Source organism: Novosphingobium terrae, assembly GCF_017163935.1.
Lineage (GTDB): Bacteria > Pseudomonadota > Alphaproteobacteria > Sphingomonadales > Sphingomonadaceae > Novosphingobium > Novosphingobium terrae.
The window spans coordinates 354,539-379,085 of the sequence record NZ_JABVZR010000001.1 but is presented as its reverse complement, the minus strand read 5'-3'; the positions used below and the strand labels follow the sequence as shown (position 1 = coordinate 379,085).

24 protein-coding genes and 1 other RNA gene are annotated in these 24,547 nt (G+C 64.9%); 13 read left to right on the top strand and 12 right to left on the bottom strand.

Annotation, left to right across the window (positions count from 1 at the left end):
- Nucleotides 1-151 precede the first annotated feature (151 nt).
- Nucleotides 152-1,480 (bottom strand): glutamate--tRNA ligase, encoded by a 1,329-nt coding sequence (gene gltX / locus HGK27_RS01760; protein WP_206238244.1) that lies wholly within the window; start codon nucleotides 1,478-1,480, stop codon nucleotides 152-154.
- A gap of 265 nt (nucleotides 1,481-1,745) precedes the next feature.
- A complete protein-coding gene (locus HGK27_RS01755) occupies nucleotides 1,746-3,407 on the bottom strand; it encodes an NAD+ synthase (protein WP_206238242.1) in 1,662 nt (553 codons plus the stop codon).
- A gap of 273 nt (nucleotides 3,408-3,680) precedes the next feature.
- Between HGK27_RS01755 and HGK27_RS01750 the strand changes: the two genes are divergently transcribed.
- Complete coding sequence (locus HGK27_RS01750) at nucleotides 3,681-4,076, top strand: hypothetical protein (protein ID WP_206238240.1); 396 nt, start codon at nucleotides 3,681-3,683, stop codon at nucleotides 4,074-4,076.
- A gap of 159 nt (nucleotides 4,077-4,235) precedes the next feature.
- On the opposite strand, the gene ndk is transcribed toward HGK27_RS01750, so the two are convergent.
- The 3 genes from ndk to HGK27_RS01735 form a co-directional block, all read right to left on the bottom strand.
- Nucleotides 4,236-4,658, bottom strand: coding sequence for a nucleoside-diphosphate kinase (ndk, locus tag HGK27_RS01745; protein WP_206238238.1), 423 nt, complete (start codon nucleotides 4,656-4,658; stop codon nucleotides 4,236-4,238).
- A 128-nt stretch (nucleotides 4,659-4,786) separates the two neighbouring features.
- Nucleotides 4,787-5,233: a DNA polymerase III subunit chi gene (locus HGK27_RS01740; RefSeq protein WP_241126776.1), complete on the bottom strand. Its 447-nt coding sequence runs from the start codon at nucleotides 5,231-5,233 to the stop codon at nucleotides 4,787-4,789.
- The gene (locus tag HGK27_RS01735; protein ID WP_206238237.1) at nucleotides 5,233-6,693 is read right to left on the bottom strand and encodes a leucyl aminopeptidase; all 1,461 of its coding nucleotides are present in this window, start codon (nucleotides 6,691-6,693) and stop codon (nucleotides 5,233-5,235) included. Before HGK27_RS01735 ends, HGK27_RS01740 begins: the two co-directional genes overlap by 1 nt.
- A gap of 277 nt (nucleotides 6,694-6,970) precedes the next feature.
- Between HGK27_RS01735 and HGK27_RS01730 the strand changes: the two genes are divergently transcribed.
- From HGK27_RS01730 to HGK27_RS01705, 6 genes are all read left to right on the top strand, one after another.
- Nucleotides 6,971-9,214, top strand: coding sequence for an LPS-assembly protein LptD (locus HGK27_RS01730; protein ID WP_241126775.1), 2,244 nt, complete (start codon nucleotides 6,971-6,973; stop codon nucleotides 9,212-9,214).
- A gap of 329 nt (nucleotides 9,215-9,543) precedes the next feature.
- Entirely contained in the window at nucleotides 9,544-10,932 is a 1,389-nt protein-coding gene (locus HGK27_RS01725; RefSeq protein ID WP_206242689.1) for a peptidylprolyl isomerase, read from the top strand.
- Nucleotides 10,932-11,951 (top strand): 4-hydroxythreonine-4-phosphate dehydrogenase PdxA, encoded by a 1,020-nt coding sequence (pdxA, locus tag HGK27_RS01720; RefSeq protein WP_206238233.1) that lies wholly within the window; start codon nucleotides 10,932-10,934, stop codon nucleotides 11,949-11,951. The genes HGK27_RS01725 and pdxA overlap by 1 nt, the downstream gene beginning before the upstream one ends.
- On the top strand, nucleotides 11,948-12,784 hold the full coding sequence (gene rsmA / locus HGK27_RS01715) for a 16S rRNA (adenine(1518)-N(6)/adenine(1519)-N(6))-dimethyltransferase RsmA (RefSeq protein ID WP_206238231.1): 837 nt from the start codon (nucleotides 11,948-11,950) through the stop codon (nucleotides 12,782-12,784). The genes pdxA and rsmA overlap by 4 nt, the downstream gene beginning before the upstream one ends.
- A 67-nt stretch (nucleotides 12,785-12,851) precedes the next feature.
- On the top strand, nucleotides 12,852-13,007 hold the full coding sequence (locus HGK27_RS01710; protein WP_206238229.1) for a hypothetical protein: 156 nt from the start codon (nucleotides 12,852-12,854) through the stop codon (nucleotides 13,005-13,007).
- 175 nt (nucleotides 13,008-13,182) lie between these two features.
- Nucleotides 13,183-13,473 carry a hypothetical protein gene (locus tag HGK27_RS01705; protein WP_407674578.1) on the top strand — a complete coding sequence of 97 codons (291 nt, stop codon included), beginning with the start codon at nucleotides 13,183-13,185 and terminating at the stop codon, nucleotides 13,471-13,473.
- On the opposite strand, the gene HGK27_RS01700 is transcribed toward HGK27_RS01705, so the two are convergent.
- From HGK27_RS01700 to mscL, 3 genes are all read right to left on the bottom strand, one after another.
- Entirely contained in the window at nucleotides 13,455-13,949 is a 495-nt protein-coding gene (locus tag HGK27_RS01700; RefSeq protein ID WP_206238227.1) for a DUF3455 domain-containing protein, read from the bottom strand. The genes HGK27_RS01705 and HGK27_RS01700 overlap by 19 nt on opposite strands.
- A gap of 113 nt (nucleotides 13,950-14,062) precedes the next feature.
- Nucleotides 14,063-14,425, bottom strand: a transfer-messenger RNA (tmRNA) gene (gene ssrA / locus HGK27_RS01695).
- A 45-nt stretch (nucleotides 14,426-14,470) separates the two neighbouring features.
- Nucleotides 14,471-14,899: a large conductance mechanosensitive channel protein MscL gene (mscL, locus tag HGK27_RS01690; protein ID WP_206242685.1), complete on the bottom strand. Its 429-nt coding sequence runs from the start codon at nucleotides 14,897-14,899 to the stop codon at nucleotides 14,471-14,473.
- 193 nt (nucleotides 14,900-15,092) lie between these two features.
- Between mscL and HGK27_RS01685 the strand changes: the two genes are divergently transcribed.
- Genes HGK27_RS01685 through HGK27_RS01675 form a run of 3 tightly spaced genes read left to right on the top strand, consistent with a single transcriptional unit; the run spans nucleotide 15,093 to nucleotide 17,538 of the window.
- Entirely contained in the window at nucleotides 15,093-15,659 is a 567-nt protein-coding gene (locus HGK27_RS01685) for an NUDIX hydrolase (RefSeq protein WP_206238225.1), read from the top strand.
- A gap of 10 nt (nucleotides 15,660-15,669) precedes the next feature.
- Nucleotides 15,670-16,419 (top strand): SDR family oxidoreductase, encoded by a 750-nt coding sequence (locus HGK27_RS01680; RefSeq protein ID WP_206238223.1) that lies wholly within the window; start codon nucleotides 15,670-15,672, stop codon nucleotides 16,417-16,419.
- A 45-nt stretch (nucleotides 16,420-16,464) separates the two neighbouring features.
- Nucleotides 16,465-17,538, top strand: a complete 1,074-nt coding sequence (locus tag HGK27_RS01675; RefSeq protein ID WP_206238221.1) for a substrate-binding domain-containing protein — start codon at nucleotides 16,465-16,467, stop codon at nucleotides 17,536-17,538.
- Between the two features lie 319 nt (nucleotides 17,539-17,857).
- Here HGK27_RS01675 and HGK27_RS01670 read toward each other — a convergent pair whose 3' ends face one another.
- From HGK27_RS01670 to HGK27_RS01655, 4 genes are all read right to left on the bottom strand, one after another.
- Complete coding sequence (locus HGK27_RS01670; protein WP_206238219.1) at nucleotides 17,858-18,706, bottom strand: TorF family putative porin; 849 nt, start codon at nucleotides 18,704-18,706, stop codon at nucleotides 17,858-17,860.
- 242 nt (nucleotides 18,707-18,948) lie between these two features.
- Entirely contained in the window at nucleotides 18,949-19,731 is a 783-nt protein-coding gene (locus HGK27_RS01665; protein WP_206238217.1) for an enoyl-CoA hydratase-related protein, read from the bottom strand.
- Nucleotides 19,724-20,782: an enoyl-CoA hydratase/isomerase family protein gene (locus HGK27_RS01660; protein WP_206238215.1), complete on the bottom strand. Its 1,059-nt coding sequence runs from the start codon at nucleotides 20,780-20,782 to the stop codon at nucleotides 19,724-19,726. The genes HGK27_RS01665 and HGK27_RS01660 overlap by 8 nt, the downstream gene beginning before the upstream one ends.
- The gene (locus HGK27_RS01655; RefSeq protein ID WP_206242683.1) at nucleotides 20,779-21,921 is read right to left on the bottom strand and encodes an acyl-CoA dehydrogenase family protein; all 1,143 of its coding nucleotides are present in this window, start codon (nucleotides 21,919-21,921) and stop codon (nucleotides 20,779-20,781) included. Before HGK27_RS01655 ends, HGK27_RS01660 begins: the two co-directional genes overlap by 4 nt.
- A gap of 188 nt (nucleotides 21,922-22,109) precedes the next feature.
- Between HGK27_RS01655 and HGK27_RS01650 the strand changes: the two genes are divergently transcribed.
- The 3 genes from HGK27_RS01650 to HGK27_RS01640 all read left to right on the top strand — a co-directional run bounded on the left by HGK27_RS01650 (nucleotide 22,110) and on the right by HGK27_RS01640 (nucleotide 24,382).
- Nucleotides 22,110-22,607: a flavin reductase family protein gene (locus HGK27_RS01650; protein ID WP_206238213.1), complete on the top strand. Its 498-nt coding sequence runs from the start codon at nucleotides 22,110-22,112 to the stop codon at nucleotides 22,605-22,607.
- Between the two features lie 229 nt (nucleotides 22,608-22,836).
- On the top strand, nucleotides 22,837-23,295 hold the full coding sequence (locus tag HGK27_RS01645) for a chemotaxis protein CheW (protein ID WP_206238211.1): 459 nt from the start codon (nucleotides 22,837-22,839) through the stop codon (nucleotides 23,293-23,295).
- A 121-nt stretch (nucleotides 23,296-23,416) separates the two neighbouring features.
- Entirely contained in the window at nucleotides 23,417-24,382 is a 966-nt protein-coding gene (locus HGK27_RS01640; protein ID WP_274617148.1) for an HpcH/HpaI aldolase/citrate lyase family protein, read from the top strand.
- The last annotated feature ends 165 nt before the right edge of the window (nucleotides 24,383-24,547 follow it).

Here is a 24,547-nt window from a genome sequence, read left to right as displayed (position 1 = left end):
TTCTTCGCGCCGCAGGCAGGAACGATGGCTGGCGCTGTTGGTGGGTTTGCTTGCCTGCGGCGCTGCAAGTTAAGCGCCTTGGCTGAACCCTTGGCGCTAACGCCGACAACTAAAGGGAGCGCGAGGGCGATGGCCCTCGCATCTATCCTTCTTAAACCTTGAGCCGTTCCACCACCTGATCCTTCCCGATCAGCGGCAGCAGAGCCCCCATATCCGGCCCATGCTCCATGCCCGTAATGGCCTGACGCAGCGGCAGGAACAGGGTCTTGCCCTTACGCCCGGTGGCCTCCTTCAGAGCGCCCGTCAGAGCGGCCCAGGGCGCCTCGACCCAATCCAGCCCGGCGGCCACCTCGGCGGCGGAGGTGAGGAAGGCGCGGGTTTCGTCATCGAAGGCGGGCGCGGTGATGGGGCCGGTGACGATGGCCCACCAGTCGGCGGCCTCGGCGATGGTCGAGAGGTTCGGGCGGATCGCTTCCCAGCCCGCCGCATCGATGCCTTCCGGCAGGCTGGCAGCAACACGCTCGAACGGCAGACGGTGGAGGATCGAGGCATTCAAACGCGCCAGCTCGGCCTCATCGAAGCGCGCGGGGGCGCGTCCAAATCGCGAGAGATCGAAAGCGGCGATCAGCTCGGCCAGCGACAGCGCCGGATCGACCGGATCGCTGGTGCCGAGGCGCGCCAGCAGGGCGATCACGGCTTCGGGCTCGATGCCCTGCTCGCGCAGTTCGCCGATGCCCAGCGAGCCGAGGCGCTTGGAGAGCTTGCCCTCTGCGCCCGTCAGCAGCGCTTCATGGGCCAGCGCGGGCACGGGGGCGCCCATCGCCTCGAACATCTGCACCTGCACGGCGGAGTTGGTGACATGATCCTCGCCGCGCAGGATCTGCGTGACGCCCATATCCACATCGTCGATCACCGAGGGCAGCATATAGAGCCAGGAGCCATCCGCGCGGCGCACCACCGGGTCAGACATCTGCGCCGGGTCGAAGCGCTGTGGGCCACGGATGCCGTCCACCCACTCGATGGGCGCATCGCGGTCAAGCAGGAAGCGCCAGTGCGGGGTCTCGCCCGCTGCGGCTTTGGCGGCGTGGTCTTCCTCGGTCAGGTTCAGTGCGGCGCGGTCATAGACCGGCGGCAGGCCACGGCCCAGCAGCACCTTGCGCTTCAGCTCCAGCTCCTGCGCGGTCTCATAGGCGCGGTAGACGCGGCCACCCTCGACCAGCTTCTGGAACTCGCGCTCATACAGCGCCGAGCGGGCCGATTGGCGTTCCTCGCTATCGTAGTTGAGGCCCAGCCAGTTCAGCGTGTCGCGGATGGCATCGACATAGCGTTCTTCGCTGCGGGCGGCGTCGGTGTCGTCGATGCGCAGCAGGAACCGCCCGCCCGACTTTTGCGCCAGCATCCAGTTGTGCAAAGCGGTCCGAATGTTGCCGATATGCAGCAGGCCAGTGGGCGACGGGGCGAAGCGGGTTACGGTGGTCATGGGGGCGCTATAGAAGGCAGGATAAGGAAAGAGAAGATGCGAGGGTCATAACCCTCGCGCTCCCTTTAATTGTCGGCGTGGGCGCTATGGGTTTGGCCTTGCGCTCAGTTTGCCGCGCCGCAGGCAAGCAAACCCGCCACCACAGCGCCAGCTATCGTTTCTGCCTGCGGCGCCAAGAACCCGTGCGAAACCGAGAGGTCGCGCACAACGTAGACATTCCCGGGAGCGCGAGGGGGTAACCCCCTCGCATCTTCCCCTTCAAACCTTAAGCCGTCCGAAACGCCTGCGTAATCGGATACCGCCGATCGCGCCCGAAATTCCGCGTCCCCAGCTTCACGCCCGGGGGGGCTTGGCGCCGCTTGTACTCCGCCAGATGCAGCAGACGCTCGATCCGCGAGACCACCTCGCGCTCGAAGCCTTCCTTCACCAGTTGATCGACGCTCTTTTCATGCTCGACCAGCCCGATCAGGATGGGGTCCAGCACGTCATAGGGTGGCAGCGAGTCCGAATCCTTCTGGTCCGGGCGCAGCTCGGCGCTGGGGGGCTTGGAGATGATGTTCTCAGGCATCACCGGGCCGCTGGGGCCAAGGCCGATGCGCGGCTTGTTCTCGTTGCGCCATTTGGAGATGGCAAAGACCGTCAGCTTGTAGGCATCCTTCAGCGGGTTGTAGCCGCCGTTCATATCGCCATAGAGCGTGGCGTAACCGACGCTCATCTCGCTCTTGTTGCCGGTGGTGACGACCATGGGGCCGAACTTGTTCGACAGGGCCATCAGCGTCACGCCACGGATGCGGCTCTGCACGTTTTCCTCGGCCAGATCGGGGGCTTTGCCGGCGAAGGCGGGGCCCAGCATTTCGTCAAACGCCTTCACCGCCGGGACGATGGGGATGGTGTCGTAACGCACACCCAGCAGATGGGCGCATTGCGTGGCATCGACCAGACTTTCCGTGCTGGTGTAGCGGCTGGGCAGCATCACACACCACACCTTGTCCGCGCCCAGCGCGTCCACCGCAATGGCGGCGCACAGGGCCGAATCGATGCCGCCCGACAGGCCAAGCACCACGCCGGGGAAGCGGTTGCGCGTCACGTAATCGCGCAAAGCCAGCACCATGGCGGAGTAGATGCTCTCCTCCTGCCCGACATGCTGGGCGATCTCGCCATGGTCGCAGCGCCAGCCCTTGGCGGTTTTGGTCCAGCTGGTGAGCACTTCCTGCTCCTCCCAGTCGGTCATCTGCACGGGCAGGCTGCCGTCGCCATTGACCACGAAGCTGGCGCCATCGAACACCAGCTCGTCCTGACCGCCGACGCGGTTCAGGTACGCCAGCGGCACACCAGCGGCCACGGCGCGGCGCTTGGCGACGCCATCGATGCGCAGCGAATCCTTGTCGATCTCATAGGGGCTGCCGTTGACGCAGATGAAGATCTCCGCGCCGAAATCGGCCAGATGCTTGCAGACATTGGGGTGCCAGATGTCCTCGCAGATCGGCACGCCCAGCATGATGCCGCGGAAGATGATCGGCTCTGGCAGCGGGCCGGGCTGGAACAGGCGCATCTCATCAAAGGTGCCGTAATTGGGCAGCTCATGCTTGAAGCGGATGGCCTGCACCTTGCCCTGATCGAGCAGGGCGACGCCATTGTGAAGCGCTCCGTCCTGCACGAAGACGCTGCCCACCAGCATCGCCGGGCCCTTGGAGGCGGTGGCGGCGGCCAGCTTTTCCAGCTCGGCGGCGGCGCGCTCGATCAGGGCGGGCTTCAGGATCAGGTCTTCTGGAGGGTAGCCGATGAGCTGCAGCTCGGGAAAGACGATCAGGTCGGCGCCCTTGGCGGCGGCGCGCTCACGCGCGGCCAGCATGGCTGCGGCATTGCCGGCCAGATCGCCAACGGACTGATTCAACTGGGCGAGCGTGATCTTGAGTGTGTCAGGCATGATGGCGCCTTGTGTAGGCAGGGATTGTGAAGGGGGCAAGAAGGAGGAAAGTTTGATGCGAAGGGGATTACCCCCTCGCGCTCCCATCCATGTCTACGTTGCGACTTGTTCTTGACGTCTCGACCTGAAGTTGGGGCAAAGTGCTTACACTTTGCCATGGCGAGAGCAGTCAAGAAGCGCAGAAAAAACTTTCAGAACATTTCCAGGTTTTTACGGAGCATAAAATATCACTCTTTAACCAAGGCTCTAACCTTGCCCTTCAAGAGAGATGATATGACCGATTTTTCTTTCAACGCCTCCAGCCTTTTCGACAGTGGGGCCACGCCTGTCTCCAGCCGGACGGTGATGCCTGATGCACCCGGCGCGGGAGAACAACTTGCCCGATCGAAAAAATGCGCTTTGTGGCTGCGCGCCGAACTCATCGCGCGCGGCTTTGCACCCCAGGCGCTTGATGCCGATGAAGGCGGCTGGATGATCACCGTATCGGCTCCTGCGGAACAGGGTCACGCCATGCTTATCCTCAATGGGGGCGGCAGCGCGGGAGAAGCCTTCGATCTGGTTTCGCTGGAAATCGGTTCCGCGCCGCAGATGATTGAACACATGGATGCAGCCGTCACCGAACTTCTGAAAGGCGCACCATTCGTCACCCATCTGTCGATCACGGATTAAGGTCGCCTCCCACCCAGCCCTCTCGCCGGGAGACGTCATGGGAGCGCGAGGGGGTAACCCCCTCGCACCTTCTCTTCCCTCAAAACCCCTAAAACCCAAAACAAAACCGCCGGAGGTTTCCCCCCGGCGGCCTCGTCACATCAGCAATCCGAAAATGGATCAGCCGACGATTTCTTCGGGCTTGAAGAAGTAGGCGATCTCGATCGCGGCGTTCTCTTCGCTGTCCGAACCGTGGACCGAGTTGGCCTCGATCGATTCGGCCAGTTCCTTGCGGATGGTGCCGGCATCGGCGTTGGCGGGGTTGGTGGCGCCCATGATGTCGCGGTTGCGCTTCACGGCGTCTTCGCCTTCCAGCACCTGCACGACGACGGGGCCCGAGATCATGAACGACACCAGGTCGCCGAAGAAGGGACGCTCGGCGTGGACGGCGTAGAAGCCCTCGGCCTGCTCCTTGGTCATCTGGATGCGCTTGGAAGCAACGACACGCAGGCCGGCTTCTTCCAGCATCTTGGTGACGGCGCCGGTCAGGTTGCGGCGGGTGGCGTCGGGCTTGATGATCGAGAAGGTGCGGGTCACCGCCATGGGAAATTCCTTGCGTATTGGGCTGCGGAACGGGCTTTAGGGCCCTGTTGCGCGGCGCCCTAGCCGGGATGCATCCATTTCGCAAGCGGTGTGGTGACGCTGTGCGACACCGGCACAGCCATGCAGGTTCAACCGCGCGCCACCCAGCGGCCTTCGACATATTCGTGGAAGTGGCGTTCAACGCCCTCGCGCTGGCCCAGCATGGTCCAGACAGCGCGGGCCGCGCCGCGTGTCGCCTCGCCAAAGAGCAGCAGGGCGCGGTCGAAACCTTCACCCATTTCGCGCCACTGGCCATCGGCCAGCAGGGCGATGCGGGCGCCATTGGCGGGGTCGGTGACGTCTGGCGCGATCAGGATCGGCTGGCTGGCGTCATGTTCGGTGCCTGCCTCGCCATGGGCGAGGAAGGAGGTCGGGCGCCAGCCCCACAGCGCCTGGGAAATGCGCTGGCGCTGCCCGCCGTCGCCCGCAACCACCAGCATGCGCTGGCCGGCCTTCATCGCGGCGGCGGCGAGCGGCGGCAGGGCGACCAAAGCGTCCCCCTGCCCCACCAGATAGAAATCGACGCGCAGGGGCATTACCCTTCGGCGGTATCGCGCACGAAACGGTCGAGCAGACGCACGCCGTAACCGGTCGCGCCCTTGTCCCAGCTGTGGCCGGGCTTGTCGGCCCAGACCATGCCCGCGATGTCGAGATGCGCCCAGGGGGTGCCCTTCTCGATGTAACGCAGCAGGAACTGCGCCGCCGTGATCGAGCCGCCGAACTTGCCGCCGATGTTCTTCATGTCGGCAATGGGGCTGTCGATCATGCGGTCATAGACCGAGCCCATCGGCATGCGCCACAGCTTGTCGCCGGTGGCGTTGCCGGCGGCGGTCAGCTGGGCGGTCAGCGTATCGTCATTGCTGAAGATACCGGCATATTCATGCGCGAGGCTGGCGATGATCGCGCCGGTCAGCGTGGCCAGATCGATCACCAGCTTGGGCTTGTATTCGCGCTGCACGAAGGTCAGCGCGTCGCACAGCACCAGACGGCCCTCGGCATCGGTGTTGATCACCTCGATGGTCTGACCGGACATGGAGGTCACCACGTCGCCGGGGCGCTGGGCGTTGCCGTCGGGCATGTTTTCCACCAGACCGCAGACGCCAACCACATTGGCCTTGGCCTTGCGCAGAGCAAGGGCCAGCATGGTGCCCGCCACGGCGCCCGCGCCGCCCATATCCCACTTCATGTCTTCCATGCCGGCGGGCTGCTTCAGGCTGATGCCGCCGGTGTCGAAGGTGACGCCCTTGCCGACGAAGGCCACCGGCGCCTCGCCGTCCTTGCCGCCGTTCCACTCGATCACCAGCACGCGCGGCGGACGGACCGAGCCCTGAGCCACGCCCAGCAGCGCGCCCATGCCCAGCGAGGCCAATTCGGCCTGCTCCAGCACGCGCACCTTCAGCCCGGTGCCCTCATAACGGGCCTGAGCGCGTGCCACGAAGCTTTCGGGATAGATCACATTGGCCGGTTCGGTGACCAGCTCGCGGGTGAACTCCACGCCCTGTGCCAGAGCGAAGGCCTCTTCCCACGCCGCCTCGGCACCCTCGGGCGCGCCGACGACGTCGACGGTGGTCAGGCTGACCTTCTTCTCGTCCTTCTGGGTGGTGCGATACTTGTCCCAGCGCCAGGCGCGCAGGCGCAGGCCCAGCAGCAGCGCGGCCACTTCGGCGCCGGTCAGATCGGCACCGGCCAGATCCACGGCCACCGTGCTTTCGCCGCTGGTGAGATACTGCGCGGTCAGCGCCGCACCGGCCTTTTCAAGGCCCGCCACACGGTCGGCAGCGCCCTTTTCACCGATGCCCAGCAGCACGGCGCGCAGGGTGACATCGCCGCGCGACACAAAACCTTCGAACAAATCGCCCGCCTTGCCGTTAAAACGGTTGGCCCTGGCTCCAGCGGCCAGCAACGGATCGAGATCGGCGGGCCAGCTGCCCCCCTCGATCAAACGCGCGCGCGTGGTGGCGGAGGACTGGTCGGATGTGGAAAACTGGATCTGCATGACAACTCCATGGCAATCGGGCGACAGCAAGGCTCTGGCTTTCCGCGTGAATTTTCACGCGTTCAGAGCCACCGCGTCGCGGGCGACACACTCTGCTCAACAGAACGCACCGCGATCAACGCGCATTGCAGTTAGGACGCACCGGTGCGATAGGCAAGCCATGCTTCCCTTAAGGCGTTCTCGCCCATCTCTTCTGCGCGCCCGGCAAAGCGGCGGTTTTCCGGGCCTTTCGCTTGGTGCGATGGCCGTTGTGTTGGGCCTTGCGGCGAATCCCGCTGTGGCTTTTGCACTGCCGACAGGCTCGCTGGGCCAGCCGATCAGCACGGGCGCGGGCATCACGCCCTCCCCGCAGCTGGGCGCCCAGAGCGAGTCCGGCGAACATGGTGACACGGCCCCCGCCAAGCCCGCAGCCGACCGCAATGTCGATTTCGAGGCCGATGAGGTCGATTATTCCGACGATGACAACCTCGTCACCGCCAAGGGCAATGTCTTCCTGAGGCGCGGCGACCGGACCATGCGCGCCGATTCCGTGGTCTGGAACCGCGACACCGGCGATATCGTGGCCAATGGCAACATCCGCGCGGTCGATGCCGATGGCAATGAGATGTTCACCGGATCGATGAAGGTCGATCAGGACATGACGGTGGGCTTCACCACCAACATGCTGCTGCTGCTGCGCGAAGGCGGCCGCCTTGCCGCCGACAAGGGCGAAAAGCAGGCGGATGGCACGGTGCTGCTCACCCGCGTCAGCTACACCGGCTGCGATGTGGTCAATTCCAAGGGTTGCGCTACCACGCCGAGCTGGCGCATCAACGCCCGCCGCGTGATCTACGACCAGAAGCACAAGCTGGTGAAGTTCAAGGCCGCGCGTCTGGTGGTCTTCGGCGTGCCGCTGGTGCCGCTGCCCACGGCCATCATCGCCACGGACGGTCGCGCAATCACCGGGCCGCTGATTCCCGATCTGCGTTCGACCGCGTCCAACGGCTTTGAACTGTCCGAAGCGGAATACATTCGCCTGGCCGACGACAAGGACGTCACCGTCAAGGGTTATGTCTTCTCCAAGGTCGACCCGATGCTTCAGGTCAACTATCGCCAGTTGACCGATCTGGGCGCCTTCCAGCTCACCGGCTATGTCACCCGCAGCCCGGTGGTGTCGGCCACGGGCACGACCATCGGCAACGGTCAGGACCAGCTGCGCGGCTATATCGACGCCAATGGCAAGTTCCAGCTCTCGCCGGAATGGAGCGTGACCTTCTCGGGCCGTCTGGCCAGCGACCGCACCTTCCTGCAGCGCTATTACATCAACAACGACGACCTTCTGCGCTCGACCATCAATGTCGAGCATATCGACAAGAACTCCTATTTCTCGCTCTCCGGCTGGGCCTTCCAGACGCTGCGCACCGACGAATTGCAGGGCAGCGTGCCCATCGCCCTGCCCGTGCTGGACTATCGCCGCCGCATCGCCGACCCCTGGCTGGGCGGCCAGTTCGAGATCGAGGCCAACACGCTGGCCATCACCCGCACCGCCGGGCAGGACACGCAGCGCGCCTTCACCAGCGCGCAATACAGCCTGCGCCGCACCACCCCCTGGGGCCAGCAGTTCACCTTCACGGGCCTGGCCCGCGCCGACGCCTATCACTCCAGCGACAACAGCCTGACCGCCACCTCGATCTATCAGGGCCTGCCCGGCTGGCAGACCCGCGGCGTGGTGCTGGGCGCGGTGGACATGACCTGGCCGCTGGTGGGTGCGGCCTTTGGCGGCACGCAGGTGATCACCCCGCATGTGCAGGTGGTGGCGGCGCCCTCCACGCCCAACCTCTCGATTCCCAACGAGGATTCGCGGGCGATCGAGCTGGAGGATGACAATCTCTTCGCGCTCAACCGCTTCCCCGGTTACGACCGGATCGAGGATGGCACGCGCATCACCTATGGTCTGGAATGGAAGCTGGATGTTCCGCGCTGGAGCATCAACGCCAACATCGGCCAGTCCTATCGCATGACCAGCAAGCCCACGCTGCTGCCGGATGGCACGGGCCTTTCGGGCCGCATGTCCGACATCGTGGGCCGCACCGAAATCCGCTATCGCGATCTGTTCAAGATCACCCATCGCTATCGCCTCGACAAGGACACGATGGGCTTCCGCCGTAATGAAATCGACGCGGCGGTGGGCAGCAACAAGACCTATTTCGAGGTCGGCTACGTCAAGCTCAACCGCCATTTCGATCCCACCATCGAGGATCTGCAGGACAGCACCGAGCTGCGCGCCGCCGCGCGTGTCGCTTTCGCGCGCTATCTCTCGATCTTCGGCTCGGGGATTCTCGACATTGACGACAAGACCGTGGTCAATGGCCAGACGCTCGACAAATATCAGCCGCTGCGCACCCGTCTGGGCTTTTCCTACAATTCCGACTGTCTGGAAATCGACCTGACCTGGCGCAAGGACTATGTCACCATCGGCGACGTGGCCAAGGGCAGCAGCTTCGAACTGCATTTCAGCCTGAAGAACATCGGTTTCCGTTGATGTGTTGCCAACAGGCTTTGCCTGTTGGCAAGCGGCACCGACCCGCTCCCCCACCCGGCCACCCAGAGGATACCACCTTAGGGTAACCAGGTGGGGGAGCGGGCCGGTGCCGCAAAATCCGGCTGAAGAGCCGGATTTTCAAACAATCCCTCATGCCATTGGCATGGGGGCGCAAACAGGCTATCGCCCCAGGCGTTCACAGCCCGGAAGGCGGCTCGGCCCTGATTTTCCATCAGGTCTGGTTCAGCCGCAGGCCGGTATGTGGGGGGAAAGCCCCGCGCGTCTTCCCGGCGCAGGGCCAGTCAAGCAGGATCGACCAGACGGTGATGATGAAGTCCAAGAACCGCGTTTCCTTCCTCCGGGCAGGCGTGGCCCTTTCCGTCGCTATGGCACTGGCGCTGCCCGGCACCGCGCTGATGGCGCAGGGCCAGCCCGGCGGCGCCCCGGAAGCGGCGGAGGCCGGTGGCCCCGGTGGCGATCCCTTCAACCTGCCCGATACCGTCACCCTGTTCGGCAAGAACACGCCCAATCTGCGCCGCGCTACCGCCATCGTGAACGGCGACATCATCACCGGCACCGATGTCGATCAGCGTCTGGCGCTGGTGATCGCGGCCAATGGCGGCAAGATTTCCGATGAGGAGCGCACCCAGCTGCGCGCGCAGGTGCTGCGCAACCTGATCGACGAAACGCTGCAGATTCAGGAAGCCAAGAGCGCTGACGCCACCATCGATGATTCCGAGGTGGACGATACTTTCGCCCGCGTGGCGCAGGAAAATTTCCATCAGGATGTGAAGGCGCTCGATGCCTATCTCACCCGCGTGGGATCGTCCTCGGCCTCTCTGAAGCGGCAGATCAAGGGTGAGCTGGCCTGGCAGCGCGTGCTGCGCAAGAATGTTCAGCCCTTCATCAACGTCAGCCAGGAAGAAGTGAAGGAACTCATCGCCAAGATGCAGGCCCAGAAGGGCACCGATGAGTATCACGTCGGCGAAATCTATCTTTCGGCCACGCCCGAAGCCAAGCCTTCGGTCGCCGCCAATGCCAACCGCATCATGGACCAGCTGCGCCAGGGCGGCAGCTTCGTGGCCTATGCGCGGCAATATTCGGAAGCCTCGACCAAGGTGGTCGGCGGCGATCTGGGCTGGGTGCGCCTGAGCCAGCTGCCCACCGAACTGGCCGCTGCCGCGCGCGACATGCAGCCCGGCCAGCTGACCGGCCCGGTGGAAATGCGCGGCGGCTTCTCGATCCTGTATCTGATCGACAAGCGCAAGGTGCTGACCGCCGATCCGCGTGACGCGATTCTGGCGCTCAAGCAGATCTCGATCGAATTCCCCAAGGGTATGAGCGAGGCTGACGCCAACAAGCGCGCCACCGAATTCTCCACCGCGATCAAGGCGGCCAAGGGCTGCGGCGGCGTGGATGCCGCGGCGCAGAAGATCGGCGCCAATGTGGTGGCCAACGATCAGGTCAAGGCGCGCGATCTGCCCGCCGCCCTGCAGCAGACCGTGCTGGCGATGCAGCCGGGCGATTCGACCCAGCCCTTCGGCTCGGTGGCCGAGGGTGTGCGCATGCTGATGCTCTGCGGTCGTGAAGAGCCCAAGGATGCCGGCGCGCCCAACTTCGACGCCGTGCTGGGCCAGATGGAAGATGAGCGCGTCAACCGCCGCGCCCAGATCTACATGCGCGACCTGCGCCGCGACGCGATCATCGAATACAACTGATGGTTGCCGCGCTGCCTCTGGTTCTGTCGCTGGGCGATCCGGCGGGGGTCGGCCCCGAGCTGATCGCCGCCGCATGGGCCCGGCGCAAGGAGGAAGGGCTGGCGCCTTTCTTCGCCATGGGCGGCGCGCGGCTGATCGCGGCGGCAGCGGCCACACGCGGGCTGGATGTGCCGATCGAGCGCATTGCCTCCCCCGCGCAGGCTGCCGAGGTTTTCCCCCGTGCCCTGCCGGTGCTGGGCGATCTGGACGGCCCCTATACGCCGGGCGAGCCGAATCGTGAGGGGGCTGCTCTGGCACTGGCCTCGCTGTCGCTGGCGGCACGGCTGACGGTGGAGGGCGAGGCTGGTGCCATCGTCACCGCCCCGATCCATAAGGCGCGGCTGGCCGAAGTGGGCTTTGTCCATCCCGGGCAGACCGAATTTGTCGCTGCCGCTGCCGGTGTTGCCGCCGAGGATGCGGTGATGATGCTGGCCGGGCCGACTTTGCGCACCGTACCGCTGACAGTGCATACCTCGCTGGCCAGCGTCCCCAGCCTGATCACGCCTGAGCTGGTGGAACGCCGCAGCGCGATCACCGCTGCTGCCCTCACCCGCGATTTCGGGCTGCCCAGCCCCCGCCTCGCCATTGCCGCGCTCAACCCGCATGCGGGTGAAGAAGGCCGCATGGGCGATGAGGAAGGCCGCCTGATCGAACCCGGTATCGCCGCCCTGCGCGCGCGCGGCATCGACGCCACCGGGCCTCACCCCGCCGATGCGCTGTTTGCCGAGCGCGCCCGTGCCACCTTCGACGTGGCGATCTGCATGTATCACGATCAGGCGCTGATCCCCTTGAAAGCGCTGGATTTCGACCATGGCGTGAATGTCACGCTGGGTCTGCCGATCATCCGCACCTCGCCCGATCACGGCACGGCCTTTGCCATCGCCGGGCGCAACATCGCCGATGCGGGCGCCACCATCGCCGCGATCCGCATGGCGGGCGACTGCGCCGCGCGCCGGGCTGAAGCCACCATTCTCGCATGAAATATCCGCCAACTCATCCGCTGCCTCCCCTGCGGGAGGTGATCAACGCGCATGGCCTTTTCGCCACCAAGGCGCTGGGGCAGAACTTCCTCTTCGATGAGCAGTTGCTCGACCGTCTGGCCGCCATCCCCGGCAGCCTGATGGACGCCAATGTGCTGGAGGTCGGCCCCGGCCCCGGTGGCCTGACCCGCGCCCTGCTGCGTGCCGGCGCCAAGGTCACCGCCATCGAAATGGACAAGCGCGCCCTGCCGGTGCTGGAGGAGCTGTCGCAAGCCTTCCCCGGCAGGCTGACGGTGATCCATGGCGATGCCACCAAGGTCGATCCGGCCAGCATCTTCGGCGCCGAACCTTATGCCATCGTCGCCAATCTGCCCTACAATGTGGGCACCAACCTCTTCACCGGCTGGCTGAGCGGCGCGACATGGCCCCCGCAATGGACCAGCCTGACGCTGATGTTCCAGCTTGAAGTGGCCGAGCGCATCATCGCCGCGCCGGGCAGCGATGCCTATGGGCGGCTGGCGGTGCTGGCGCAGTGGCGCTCCAAAGCGAAGATCGCGGTCAAGGTGCATCGCAGCGCCTTCACCCCGCCGCCCAAGGTGATGAGCGCCATGGTCCATATCGTGCCCGGCGAGGCGCCCGAGGGCGTATCCCCCCGCATGCTGGAGCGTGTGACCGAAGCCGCCTTCGGCCAGCGCCGCAAGATGCTGCGCCAGAGCCTGAAGGGTGTTCCCGGCGCTCTGGAAGCGCTCGAAACGCTGGGCATCGATCCGGCCCGCCGCGCCGAAACGCTGGGGATCGAGGATTTCGTGGGCATCGCCCGCATCCTGTCCTGACCCGAAACATCCCTGATAGTCGCGAAACACACCCGCCTGCGCTATGTAAGGCGGGAATGGAGATCTTATGGCCGACCTTTACCTCAAGAATCTGGAATCCGAGCGCAAGATGCTCTGGGCCAAATGCCGCCTGAACGGCCTGCCCAAAACGAGCCCCGAGCGGCTGCGCATTGCCGAACTCGACGGGCTGCTCAAGGCGCATAAGGAGAAGCAGGCCCGCTGAAGCATGCTGCGAAAAAGTGGGAACCGGTTTTTCGCAAAAAGGATGCGACCACGAAGATCGCAGTCCCGATTTCGGACAAGGCTTGGTTAACATCGCTTTAAGCAAGACTTGCGAGGCGCGCCCGACCGGCCCATCTTCCTGAAGACGCCAGACAAACGGCGTCTTCAAGGACTCGATGCTGCCCCCCATGCTGACCAAGCTGGCCCGCCTCTTCGTGATCAAGACTCGCCCCGAGGCGTTCATGATCATCTATGCGCTGGCCACAGGGGCCGTGCAGCGCGGGCAGGCCTATCTGGGGCAATATCCCGGCTTTGGCGGCAAGCTGCTGTTTCTGGCCTGCATGGGCTCGGTCTTTATGGCCGGCGGCAAGATTCTGGATTGCCTGAAGTATGAGGCCGCCAGGCGGGCCGAACGGCAAACGGAAGACAGCTCATCCCCCGCCCCGCTTCACCACGCGAAGACGTAATCCGCCGCATAAGGCACAGATTGCATCGCGCCCGGCGTGGTGCAGGCCCCCTGAAGCACGCCGCCTCTGGTGTTCAGCCGATAGACCGCGGTAACCCCGTCCAGTCGGCCGTGCCCTTCATGGCTCACCACATCCAGCTTGAGCAGCGGCACATCCTGCACCGAGGCGCCGGGCTGGCTTTGCGCCATCTTGCCCTGCACCAGACTGCCATCCTCCAGCTCCCAGCGCGGCCCGGCGAAATGGCGACCCACGGTTTTGCCACTCTCGATCAGCGCGGCAACGGGTTCGCGAAAGGTCCAGGTGAGAGCGCCATCGGGCCCGGCCTTGCACGCATAGATCTGCGCGCCCTCGCCCTGAAACGTGGCGACCACGGTGCGTCCCGCCAGATCGAAAGGCGGCGTGGCAGTGGACGCGGCCTGAAGCGAGAAAGGCAGGCTCAAAGCGCCAAGCAAAGCGGGCAGGGAAGACACCGGCATGGGAATCCTTCAGGCAATCGTGATCGATCAGCGGCTTGCATAGCCTGCTGCGCGCGCGATTGCATCTGAAAGGAAGGTAGGGCGATTCTGTTGATAGGCTCGCCCCCAGCCCCCGAACTCCCTTCTGTTACCCGGTGGGTTCAACCGTGCTATAGTGTTGTAACTTCAGACCGTTAGGTCCTAGAATTACGCAACCAGAGCAAGTGCTTCGTTGTCGTTGGCACTTATGAGTTTTGAGCCTTGAACGGGTTACTCAGCCCGGGCGAAAACAGCGCTTTTCAACACACGTCGATCCTAGTTCGGCCCCGTCAACACCTCCGCGACAACGGAGCCCGGCCCTTTAGCCGGTGGTGATGGTGGAGCCGCCGGGTACCGCCCCCGGGTCCGCTGCGCCTAGTACACGCCGCAGTTTATCGCCATATCCGGGCAAGCCCGGCAGCGCCCGATATAGGCGCGATTGCGCAAAAGAAAAGGGGCAGACCGGCGGCCTGCCCCCATCAGATGTCGATAAAGCTGAAAGATCAGTTCTTTTTCAGCGCATCGCGGATTTCCAGCAGGACCTCCACCTCGCTCGGGCCGGTGGGGGCGGCGGGCGCCTCGGGCTTGGGCATCAGCTTGTTGGCCTGGCGCACCAGCAGGAAGATCACGAAGGCCATGATCAGGAAGTTGATGATGGCGGTGATGAAGGACCCATAGCCCAGCATCGCCACGCCGGCCTTCTTCAGCGCGGCATAATCGGTCTCGCCGCCCTTGTAGCTGGCGGGAATATCGCTGAGCAGGATGAATTTGGACGAGAAATCGATCCCGCCCGTGATCTTGCCGATCACCGGCATCAGCACATCCTCGGTCAGCGAGGAGACGATCTTGCCGAAGGCCGCGCCGATGATCACACCAACCGCCAGATCCAGCACATTGCCGCGCGCGATAAAGGTCTTGAAGTCTCCAAACATCGCCATAGCCTATCCCCTTACAGCATGAAGTCCGCATGCTTGCCTGCCACACTCGCCCGGCCACCTCAAGCCGCCACGCCGGACATGCCCTGCGTCCCGACGCAAATCCTTGTTAACCAAAGGACTATCGCGCAGACTGTCAGCCATGGCCGCAGTGGTCTATGTCCCCGGCATCCACCCCCAGGAGATTCGCATGAGCGCCGACACCATTCTGCCAGAAGAGATGAGCATGGCAGAGGACATCCAGTGGCAGGGCCGCTTCATCACCGCCAAGACGCGCGGCAAGTGGGAGTATGTCAGCCGCGCCCGGGGCATTCGCGCCGCCGTGATCCTGCCGATCGACGGCGATGAGGTCATTCTGGTCGAGCAGTTCCGCGTGCCGCTGGGCCGCCCCTGTCTGGAACTGCCGGCGGGTCTGGTGGGCGACACGCTGGACAACCCCGATGAAGACCCCACCGAAGCGGCCAACCGCGAGCTGGAGGAAGAAACCGGCTATCGCGCCGCCCGTATGGAGGTGGTGGGCGAATTCTGGTCCTCGCCCGGCATGGTCTCGGAAAGCTTCACCCTGCTGCGCGCCCATGGTCTGGAGAAGATCAGCGCGGGCGGCGGCGTGGAAGGCGAAAACATCACTGTCCATCGCGTGGCGCTGGCGGAATTGCCCGCTTTCGTGGCGCAGGCCCGCGCGCGAGGGCTGGCCGTGGATGTGAAGATGCTCACCCTGCTGGCGCCGTGGATCACGGGGCTGGGCCTGCCCGCATGAGGCTGCCCCTATGAAACTGGCCGGACGGACAGCGCTGATCACCGGCGCGGCACAAGGGCTGGGCGCGGAGATCGCCCGGCTCTTCGCCGCCGAGGGTGCGCGCGTGCTGATCACCGATCTGAAGGGCGATGCCGCCGCCACTCTGGCGGAGGAAATCGGCGCCCTCTCCCACCCTCTCGATGTGACTCGCGAGGACAGCTGGCACACCGCCCTCGCCTTCGCGCGAAACAAACTCGGCGGCCTGTCGATTCTGGTCAACAACGCCGGCATCCCCGTGGGCGGCCCCTTCGAGGACACCACGCTGGCCGACTGGCGCCGCGCGTTCGCCGTTCATGCCGATGGCGCCTATCTCGGCTGCCGCCTCGCCCTGCCGCTGCTGCGCGAGAGCCAGCCCGCCACCATCGTCAACATGGCCTCGGCCGCCGCGCATAACGCCCGCGCCGAAACCGCCGCCTACGGCGCCAGCAAGGCCGCCGTCTGCGCGCTGACCCGCAGCGTGGCACTCCATTGCGCCCAGAACGGCTGGGATATCCGCTGCAACGCCCTGCTGCCCGCCTATGCCGACACCGCCATGGTCGACAGCTTTGCCCCCACCATGCCCGGCGATATCCTGCGCGCGAAACTGGGCGCGCAGCTCCCCATGGGCCGCATCGCCACGGCGCAGGAAGTGGCGCAAGGCGCCCTTTATCTCGCCAGCCCGACCAGCAGCTTTATGACCGGCGCCGAACTGCGGCTCGACGGCGGTTTAAGCGCGCGATGAAACATCGCTGGACAAGCCCCCCCTCCTGCTGACAAAGCAGGCGCCATGGTTGAGGATACCACCCAGGATCACGGGCAAGCCGCCCCACGCCGCTACCGCGTCACCAGCTTTGACGTGGCGGCAGAGGCCGGCGTCAGCCAATCCACCGTCAGCCGCGCGCTGGCGGGCGACCCCGTGGTCAGCGAAGCCACGCGCGCGCGCGTCGCCGCCGCCGCCGCCAAGCTGAAATACCATGTCGACGAAAACGCCGCCCGCCTGCGCACCGGCAAGACCGGCACGCTGGCCGTGGTCGTCGTGGTCCGCCCCGTGCAGGACATGAAGGACTTCAACCCCTTCCATTTCTCGCTGCTGGGCAGCGTCTGCGCCGCCGCCTCCGCGCGCGGGCATGACACGCTGGTCAGCTTCCAGGGCGCCCCCGACGAGCTGCGCGGCCTCTATCAGGAGCAGCGCAAGGCCGACGGCATGATCGTCATCGGCACCAGCGAGAACTCCGCCGCCTGGGACTATTTCCACGAGATCGCCAAGGGCGGCGCCGACATCGTCTGCTGGGGCAGCCCGATCGAGGATCTCGACTGGATTCGCTCGGACAATCGCGGCGGTGCGCGCCTCGCCACCGGCCATCTGATCGAAGCGGGCTATCGCAACATCGTCTGCATCGCCTCTGAAACCTCGGCCCAGCGCCAGTTCAAGGAGCGCTGGCAGGGCTATGCCGAGCGCATGGCCGAAGAAGGCTACCCCGCGCGCCTCATCACCTTCGAGGAAGGCTACAGCCGTGATGAGCAAGGCCGCCGCGCCGCGGAAGCCCTGATCGCATCGGGTGAGCCTTTCGACGCGATCTTCTGCTGCTGCGACGAAATGGCTCTGGGCGTGCTGCCTGCCTTGCGCGATCATGGCATCTCTGTGCCCGATCAGGTGGGCGTGGTGGGCTTCGACGGCATTCGCGCCGGGGCGCTGGCCTCGCCCGCGCTGACCACCATCGAGCCGGATTTCCACGCGGCAGGGGCAGCGCTGGTGGATCGTCTGTTGAGCGTGATCGCCGGCAAGGCTGTCGAGAAGCAGCGCGTTCCTGTGCGTCTGTTGCGGCGGGCGAGTTCGAAGAAGGTTCTGGTGGAAGGTTAAAGGTAAGATGCGAGGGTCATAACCCTCGCGCTCCCTTTAATGTCTACGTGAGTGCATCAGCTTCGGCCTTGCGCTCAATTTGCCGCGCCGCAGGCTTTAAAACTCTCGGCACAGCTGCCATCCGAAACATTGACTGCCTGCGGCGCCTTCTCGCACAGGTGGAGAGGCCAGACACTCGGATCGGGTACCACTGCCTTTGCGCCGGAAGACGTTCTGGGAGCGCGAGGGGGTAACCCCCTCGCATGTTCTCTTCCTTCAAATCTCTTCAAAAAACCGGGGATGCCAGACCGCAATCGGACACCCCCGTCAGTTGGGCTCCTCAGAAGGCTGCCGTCAGGGAGAACACCACGGTGCTCCCCGCGATCGACGAACCGTCCTTGGTAGAAGAGAAATTGGGCTGCAGGTAAGCGGCTTTGGCCTTTGAAATGTTGGTATCAATATAGCTGATACCAACGCTGATCGGCCCTGCCACTGCGTAATCTGCCCCAAGGTTCCAGTCCCAATAGGCGCCCGTCGGCGTCACGCTGGTGCCGTTCGGGCCAAGGCCGGGGTTGCCGTTGGAATGGCCGACATGGGCGCGCGGCTTCAGCTTGGTGCCGGGGATGGCGTAGTTCACATCGCCCCAGACATAGAGATTGTCCCAGCTCTGGCCACGGCTGGTGGGCGTGTTCGAGAAGTTGCCCAGCGCCTTCTGCTTGGGGGCATAGGCCACGCCGACCAGCGCGCTGACCGGGCCCAGCGGCGCGGAGAGCTTCACATAAGGCTCGGCGAAATCGGTGGTGTTGGAGCCGCCGGGGTACATGTACCACGTCAGGCCAACGTCCGCCGTCACCTTCTTGAAGGTCTTAGTGTAGCCGCCGACAAGGTCCAGCTCCATATTGGCGCCGCCGAACTGGCCCCAGCCTGCAAGGTTGGAGGCCCAGGTGCTGGCGTAGAGCCCGCTCTTGTGCATCACGGTCAGGCCGCCCTGGATGGCCATATGCTTGTCGGTCTGCGAGACGCCGCGAAAACGGTAGTCGCTGACCAGCCCGACCGTGCCGGTCACCGTGAAATCGAGGAAGCCCTTACCGCTTTGTGCGGGGGCTTCGTCCTCGGCAAAGGCAGACTGCGCGCTGCCGGCAAAAAGGCCCAATGCGATCAGGCCGCGAAGAAGGATTTTGCCCGTCATGATGTGAAACGCTCCCTGAAAATTCGAGACCGTTCCGCCTGCGTGCCGACTCCGAAAGCCTCGTGCGGGCCAACTGGAACCGGTCAGGCATTGTCATGACGGGATTTGTGTTGCGATGCCTTTCCGCTGTGTAACGAAGTGTTGCCGAATGCGTTTAGCGCCCCACTCCCCCGGCTCGGTCACCCGTCAATGGTATGGGTGGCCGGGCTGGGGGAGTGGGCCGGTGCCGCAAAATCCGGCTCTTATTTGCCCTTCCAGACCGGCGCGCGCTTCTCCACGAAGGCGGTCATGCCTTCCACGCGGTCCTCGCTGGCGGTCAGCACCTGGAACATGCGGCGTTCGAGCAGCAGGCCCTGATCGAGCGTGGTCTCGAAAGCGGCATTGACCATTTCCTTGTTCATCAGCGCGGCCATCGGCGCCATGCCCGCGATGGTCTGGGCGGCCTTCACCGCCTCTTCCATCAGGCTGGCGAGCGGCACCACGCGCGCGACCAGACCGCTGCTTTCAGCCTCGGCGGCGTCCATCATGCGGCCGGTCAGGCACAGGTCCATGGCCTTGGCCTTGCCAATGGCGCGGGTCAGGCGCTGGCTGCCGCCCATGCCGGGGGCGACGCCCAGCTTGATCTCGGGCTGGCCGAATTTGGCGGTGTCGGCAGCGATGATGAAGTCCGCCATCATCGCCAGCTCGCAGCCGCCGCCAAGGGCAAAGCCGTTCACCGCCGCGATCCACGGCTTGCGGGTGCCCTTGACCAGATGGCTGGTCCAGCGGCTGAAGAAATCCTGCAGGAAGAACTCGGCGGCGGGCTTGTCGAGCATCTCCTTGATGTCGGCCCCGGCGGCGAAGGCCTTTTCGCCGCTGCCGGTCAGCACGGCGCAGCGCTGGGTTTCATCGGCCTCGAAAGCGTCGAAGGCGGCGATCAGCTCCTCCAGCACCTGGCTGTTGAGCGCATTGAGCGCCTTGGGCCGGTTGAGCGTGATGATCGTCACCGCGCCCTGCGTTTCAACGATCAGGTTTGACTCACTCATAAGGGCTCCATTCTTCGGCTGCGGGCAGAGGGGCGAAGATCGCATCGAGCATCGCCTCGCTCACGCCTTCGGGGGTGGCGGGGGTCCAGACCGGGGCATTGTCCTTGTCGACCAGCACGGCGCGCACCCCTTCGGCAAAGTCGGGCAGCATCACCATGCGCGCGGCAAGGCGGTATTCCATCGCCATATTGGCGGCGAACGTATCCAGACGCAGGCTTTCGGCCATCTGGCGCAGCGCCACCTTGCAGGTAACCGGGCAGCGCCCGGCCAGCGTGGCCAGAACCTTCTTCGCCCAATCGCTGTCATCCTCGGCCAGAGAGGCCAGAATCGCTTCCAGAGTCGGCTTGGCGAAATGCTTCAGGATGGGGATGAGCTGCGCTGTGATCGGCGCTTCCTCGGGCTGATCGGCAAAGGCGCCCAGCACACGGCCCGGTGCCTCGCCATCGATCAGCCGCGCCTTGGCCTGCGCCAGAGCCGCCACCGGCAGATGATGCGTGGCAAGCCCCGCCCAGAGGCAGTCCGCCCCGTTCATCCGCGCGCCCGTCAGCGCCAGATAAGGCCCCAGCCGCCCCGACAGGCGTGAGAGATACCAGCCCCCGCCCACATCGGGAAACAGGCCGATCGCCGCCTCGGGCATGGCGAACATGGTGTTGGTGGTGGCCACGCGATAGCGCGCGGGCTGGCTGATGCCCACGCCGCCGCCCATGGTGACGCCATCCATGAAGGAGACCACCGGCTTGGGATAGGTGTAGAGCAGATGGTTGAGGCGATATTCGTCAAAGAAGAAGCGGCGCGCTCCGGCCCCGCCTTCTTCCAGCGCCGAACGGCGAGCGGCTGTCACATCGCCGCCCGCGCAGAAACCGCGTCCTTCTGCGTGATCGATGATCACCGTGCTGACCAGCGGATCGTCGCGCCACGCCAGCAGGGCCTGCGCCATCAGCGCGATCATCTCGGGGTTCAGCGCATGCAGGGCGCGCGGTCGGTTGAGAGACAGGAGACCGGCGGCGCCCCGGCGCTCGACGAGAACGGGGGGCTGTTCAGCCTCACTCATGCCAGCAGATCGCGTGCGATAATCATGCGCATCACCTCATTGGTGCCTTCGAGGATACGGTGAACGCGCAAGTCACGCCAGAACCGTTCGATCGGATAGTCGCGCAGATAACCATAGCCGCCAAACAATTGCAGCGCCTGATCGACGATGGTCGAACCCGAATCGCTGGCCAGTCGCTTGGCCATGGCGGCAAAGCGGGTCTTGTCGGGGGCGCCTGCGGTCACCTTGGTGGCGGCCAGATAGAGCAGCGCGCGCGCCGCCTCCAGATCGGTGGCCATATCGGCGATGCGGAACTGGGTGTTCTGGAAAGCGGCGATGGGCTGGCCGAACTGCTTGCGCTCCTTCACATAGGTGATGGCCTCATCCAGACAGCGCTGCGCCCCGCCCAGCGAGCAGGCCCCGATGTTGAGCCGCCCGCCATCCAGCCCCGCCATGGCGATGCGGAAGCCCTGCCCTTCATCGCCCAGCCGGTTGGCGGCAGGCACGCGGACATTCTCCAGAATCACCGGGGCCGTAGGGCTGGCATGCCACCCCAGCTTCTCCTCCTGCTTGCCGAAGGAGAGGCCCTTCATATCCTTCTCCACCGCAAAGCAGGAGATGCCGCGCGGCCCCGCATCCCCGGTGCGCGCCATCACGAGATAGAGGTCATTGTACCCCGCGCCCGAAATGAACTGCTTGGTGCCGTTGAGGATGTAATCATCCCCATCGCGCCGTGCCGTGCTGACCAGCGCCGCCGCATCCGAGCCCGAACCCGGCTCGGTGAGGCAATAGGAGGCAATGGCCTCCATCGTCACCAGCCGCGACAGCCAGCGGGCCTTCAGATCCTCCGACCCGAAGCTGTCGACCATCCAGGCGGCCATATTGTGGATCGAGACAAAAGCGCTGGTGGCGGGGCAGCCATAGGCCAGCGCCTCCATCACCAGTGCCGCCTCAAGGCGCCCCAGCCCCGCGCCGCCGCCCTCGGGCGAGACATAGATCGAGCCCAGCCCCAGCGCGCCGGCCTCTTTCCACACCTCGATGGGGTAATGGTGCTCGGCATCCCAGCGCGCCGCGTGAGGGGTGATGGCCTGAGCGGTGAAGCCGCGCGCCATATCCTGAATCGCCAGCTGATCGTCGTTGAGTTGGAAGGGATCGCTCATCATGGAAGCCTCTCGGAAGGGGGTGGCGGAGTCTCTCGGCTCGCCTTAACCGATCGGTTAACACGCTTGAGCAGGGGTCGTAAAGAGATCAGCGCATCGCTCACGCGTATCTCGCGCTTGCGGCATAGTCTTGCCTCTGGGGCTTGCCTCTGGCACCAGCCTGTCCATCCCCGGTCTGTTCAGAAAGCATGCCTGTGTCTGTTGCCACCATCGATCCTGCCCTGTTCCGCCAGACTCTGGGCCATTATCCCACAGGCGTGGCCGCGATCACCGCGCTTGCCCCTGATGGCGGCGTGCTGGCGCTGGTGGTGGGCAGCTTCACCTCCGTCAGCCTCGATCCGCCGCTGGTGGGCTTTCTGCCCGACAAGCGCTCGACCACTTGGCCGCAGATTCACACGGCCGGGCATTTCGCGGTGAACATTCTGGGCTCGGACCAGACCGACCTGTGCCGCCAGCTGGCCGGCAAGGGCGAGAAGATGGCGGGCGTGACATGGCATGTCAGCGATAATAACCTGCCGATTCTGGACGATGCGCTGGTCTCGATCGAATGCAAGATCGCCTGGGTGCATGAGGCGGGCGACCACCATTTCGTGCTGGGCCAGGTGCTGGACATGAAGGTGCAGCGCGAAGGCGACCCGATGCTGTTCCATCGCGGGCAATATGGCGGTTTCGCAACGCTGAGCTGACATCCGGCAGGGCCGGATGTGCGGCACCGGCCCTCTGCCCCGCACATTTTTCATACAGACTCGACGCCTCCCTACAAATTGACCGATTGTTCCATCACGGGTGCAACGGATTTGAACCCATCTGGCCTTGCCCTCACGCCCCATTGAGCCGAATTTCAGGGCTCAACGCAGGGTGCGGACGGCATGCATCCCCGGCAGCACCTGCCGGACAAGCCAGAAAGAACGGGTCATGAGTCGCGAATGCATCATCTTCGAGGTGGAAGGGCAGCACTTTGCCCTCGATATCGGCACCATCCGCGAAATCCGCGACTGGTCGCCGCTCACCCGCGTCCCCGGTCTGCCCGTCGATGTGGTGGGCGTCACCAGCGATCATGGGGCGATCCTGCCGGTGATCGACCTGTCGCTGCGGCTGGGCTGGAATCCCATTGCTGACAGCGAAAGCCACTCCATCATCATCGTGCAATTCGACGATCATGTCTGCGCGCTGGTGGTCGAGCAGGTGGGCGATCTGGTGCTGATCGATGAGGCCACCCTGCTGCCGCCCCCCGAACTGGGCAACAACCACCCGGCGGGCACCCCTTTGCGCTTTATCGAAGGCCTGGCCCCCTATCGCGAGGGCATGGTGCAATTGCTGGATATTGCCGCGCTGACAGAGGATTGCGTGATGCACCGCCTCCATTCAGCCTGAATGAGATCCCGCCAAACGGGGCATCTGTCTGACAGGGCTTGACCGCTCGCACCCGATCAAGGCACCCCGGTGAGGAAATGGCCTCAACAGCCAGCACCTTACGCCGGAGACCAGCTTCCCCATGACGCAGATCCCCCAGAGCGACCCTGCCAACAATCCTGCCGCCATCCTCTTCTCCGAAAGCGATGCGCCGACCCCCACGGCCATCCCATCACTGGCCGCCCGCTTCGCCGACCGCCCCCGCCGCAGCGCGCTCTTCATGCCCGCCTCCAACCCGCGCGCGCTGGCCAAGGCCCGCAGCCTGCCCGCCGACGTCATCATCCTCGATCTGGAAGACGCCGTCGCGCCCGAGTTGAAGGATGAAGCCCGCAAGGCCGCCCTCGCCACCGTCTATGCCGGCGGCTTCGGCCATCGCGAGATCGCCATCCGCGTCAACGGGCTCGACACCCCATGGGGGGCCGAAGACCTTGCCGCCGTCGCCGACAGCGGCGTGGATGCGATTCTGGTGCCCAAGGTGAATGGTCCCCAGGACGTGCTGACATGGCATGAGGCCCTCTCCACCGCCCCCGCCGAGCTGCAGCTGTGGACCATGATCGAAAGCTGCGCCTCGGTGTTGAGGCTCGACGCCATGGGCGCGCTGGCGGCTTCCACGCGCCTCAGCCTGTGGATGGTGGGCACCAACGACCTCGCCCGCGAAATGCGCGCGCGCCCCGGTCCGGACCGCGCCGTGTTCCAGCCGCTGCTGACCTTCGCGGTGGCGGCTGCGCGGGCTCATGGGATCGCGATCCTCGATGCAGTCTGCAACGATTTCCGCGATCTCGACCGTTTTCGCGCGGAATGCGAGCAAGGGCTGATGCTGGGCTTCGACGGCAAGAGCCTGATCCATCCGGACCAGATCGCGCCGTGCCATGCGGTCTTCACGCCCAGCATGGAAGAGTTAGACGCCGCTCAGCGCATCCTCGACGCTTTCGCCGCGCCCGAGGCTGCAGGCAAGGGCGCGATCCGGGTGGATGGGCGCATGGTGGAGCTGCTGCATCTGGAAGAAGCCAGGCGGTTGATCGCTTTGGCTCGGAAGATCGGCGAGTAAGGGGATTAGACAAGAGAAGATGCGAGGGTCATAACCCTCGCGCTCCCTTTAATGTCTACCTTGCGCTTCGGGTTCAGCCTTGCGCTCAGTTTGCCGCGCCGCAGGCTTTAGAATCGCCAGCACAGCCTATCGTCCAGACAATGCCCTGCCTGCGGCGCTTTACCT

Coding starts and splice junctions, on each gene's coding strand:
- gltX (WP_206238244.1), bottom strand. CDS start 1,480: ATGACCACCGTAACCCGCTTCGCCCCGTCGCCCACTGGCCTGCTGCAT.
- HGK27_RS01755 (WP_206238242.1), bottom strand. CDS start 3,407: ATGCCTGACACACTCAAGATCACGCTCGCCCAGTTGAATCAGTCCGTT.
- HGK27_RS01750 (WP_206238240.1), top strand. CDS start 3,681: ATGACCGATTTTTCTTTCAACGCCTCCAGCCTTTTCGACAGTGGGGCC.
- ndk (WP_206238238.1), bottom strand. CDS start 4,658: ATGGCGGTGACCCGCACCTTCTCGATCATCAAGCCCGACGCCACCCGC.
- HGK27_RS01740 (WP_241126776.1), bottom strand. CDS start 5,233: ATGCCCCTGCGCGTCGATTTCTATCTGGTGGGGCAGGGGGACGCTTTG.
- HGK27_RS01735 (WP_206238237.1), bottom strand. CDS start 6,693: ATGCAGATCCAGTTTTCCACATCCGACCAGTCCTCCGCCACCACGCGC.
- HGK27_RS01725 (WP_206242689.1), top strand. CDS start 9,544: ATGAAGTCCAAGAACCGCGTTTCCTTCCTCCGGGCAGGCGTGGCCCTT.
- pdxA (WP_206238233.1), top strand. CDS start 10,932: ATGGTTGCCGCGCTGCCTCTGGTTCTGTCGCTGGGCGATCCGGCGGGG.
- rsmA (WP_206238231.1), top strand. CDS start 11,948: ATGAAATATCCGCCAACTCATCCGCTGCCTCCCCTGCGGGAGGTGATC.
- HGK27_RS01710 (WP_206238229.1), top strand. CDS start 12,852: ATGGCCGACCTTTACCTCAAGAATCTGGAATCCGAGCGCAAGATGCTC.
- HGK27_RS01705 (WP_407674578.1), top strand. CDS start 13,183: ATGCTGCCCCCCATGCTGACCAAGCTGGCCCGCCTCTTCGTGATCAAG.
- HGK27_RS01700 (WP_206238227.1), bottom strand. CDS start 13,949: ATGCCGGTGTCTTCCCTGCCCGCTTTGCTTGGCGCTTTGAGCCTGCCT.
- mscL (WP_206242685.1), bottom strand. CDS start 14,899: ATGTTTGGAGACTTCAAGACCTTTATCGCGCGCGGCAATGTGCTGGAT.
- HGK27_RS01685 (WP_206238225.1), top strand. CDS start 15,093: ATGAGCGCCGACACCATTCTGCCAGAAGAGATGAGCATGGCAGAGGAC.
- HGK27_RS01680 (WP_206238223.1), top strand. CDS start 15,670: ATGAAACTGGCCGGACGGACAGCGCTGATCACCGGCGCGGCACAAGGG.
- HGK27_RS01675 (WP_206238221.1), top strand. CDS start 16,465: ATGGTTGAGGATACCACCCAGGATCACGGGCAAGCCGCCCCACGCCGC.
- HGK27_RS01670 (WP_206238219.1), bottom strand. CDS start 18,706: ATGACGGGCAAAATCCTTCTTCGCGGCCTGATCGCATTGGGCCTTTTT.
- HGK27_RS01665 (WP_206238217.1), bottom strand. CDS start 19,731: ATGAGTGAGTCAAACCTGATCGTTGAAACGCAGGGCGCGGTGACGATC.
- HGK27_RS01660 (WP_206238215.1), bottom strand. CDS start 20,782: ATGAGTGAGGCTGAACAGCCCCCCGTTCTCGTCGAGCGCCGGGGCGCC.
- HGK27_RS01655 (WP_206242683.1), bottom strand. CDS start 21,921: ATGAGCGATCCCTTCCAACTCAACGACGATCAGCTGGCGATTCAGGAT.
- HGK27_RS01650 (WP_206238213.1), top strand. CDS start 22,110: ATGCCTGTGTCTGTTGCCACCATCGATCCTGCCCTGTTCCGCCAGACT.
- HGK27_RS01645 (WP_206238211.1), top strand. CDS start 22,837: ATGAGTCGCGAATGCATCATCTTCGAGGTGGAAGGGCAGCACTTTGCC.
- HGK27_RS01640 (WP_274617148.1), top strand. CDS start 23,417: ATGACGCAGATCCCCCAGAGCGACCCTGCCAACAATCCTGCCGCCATC.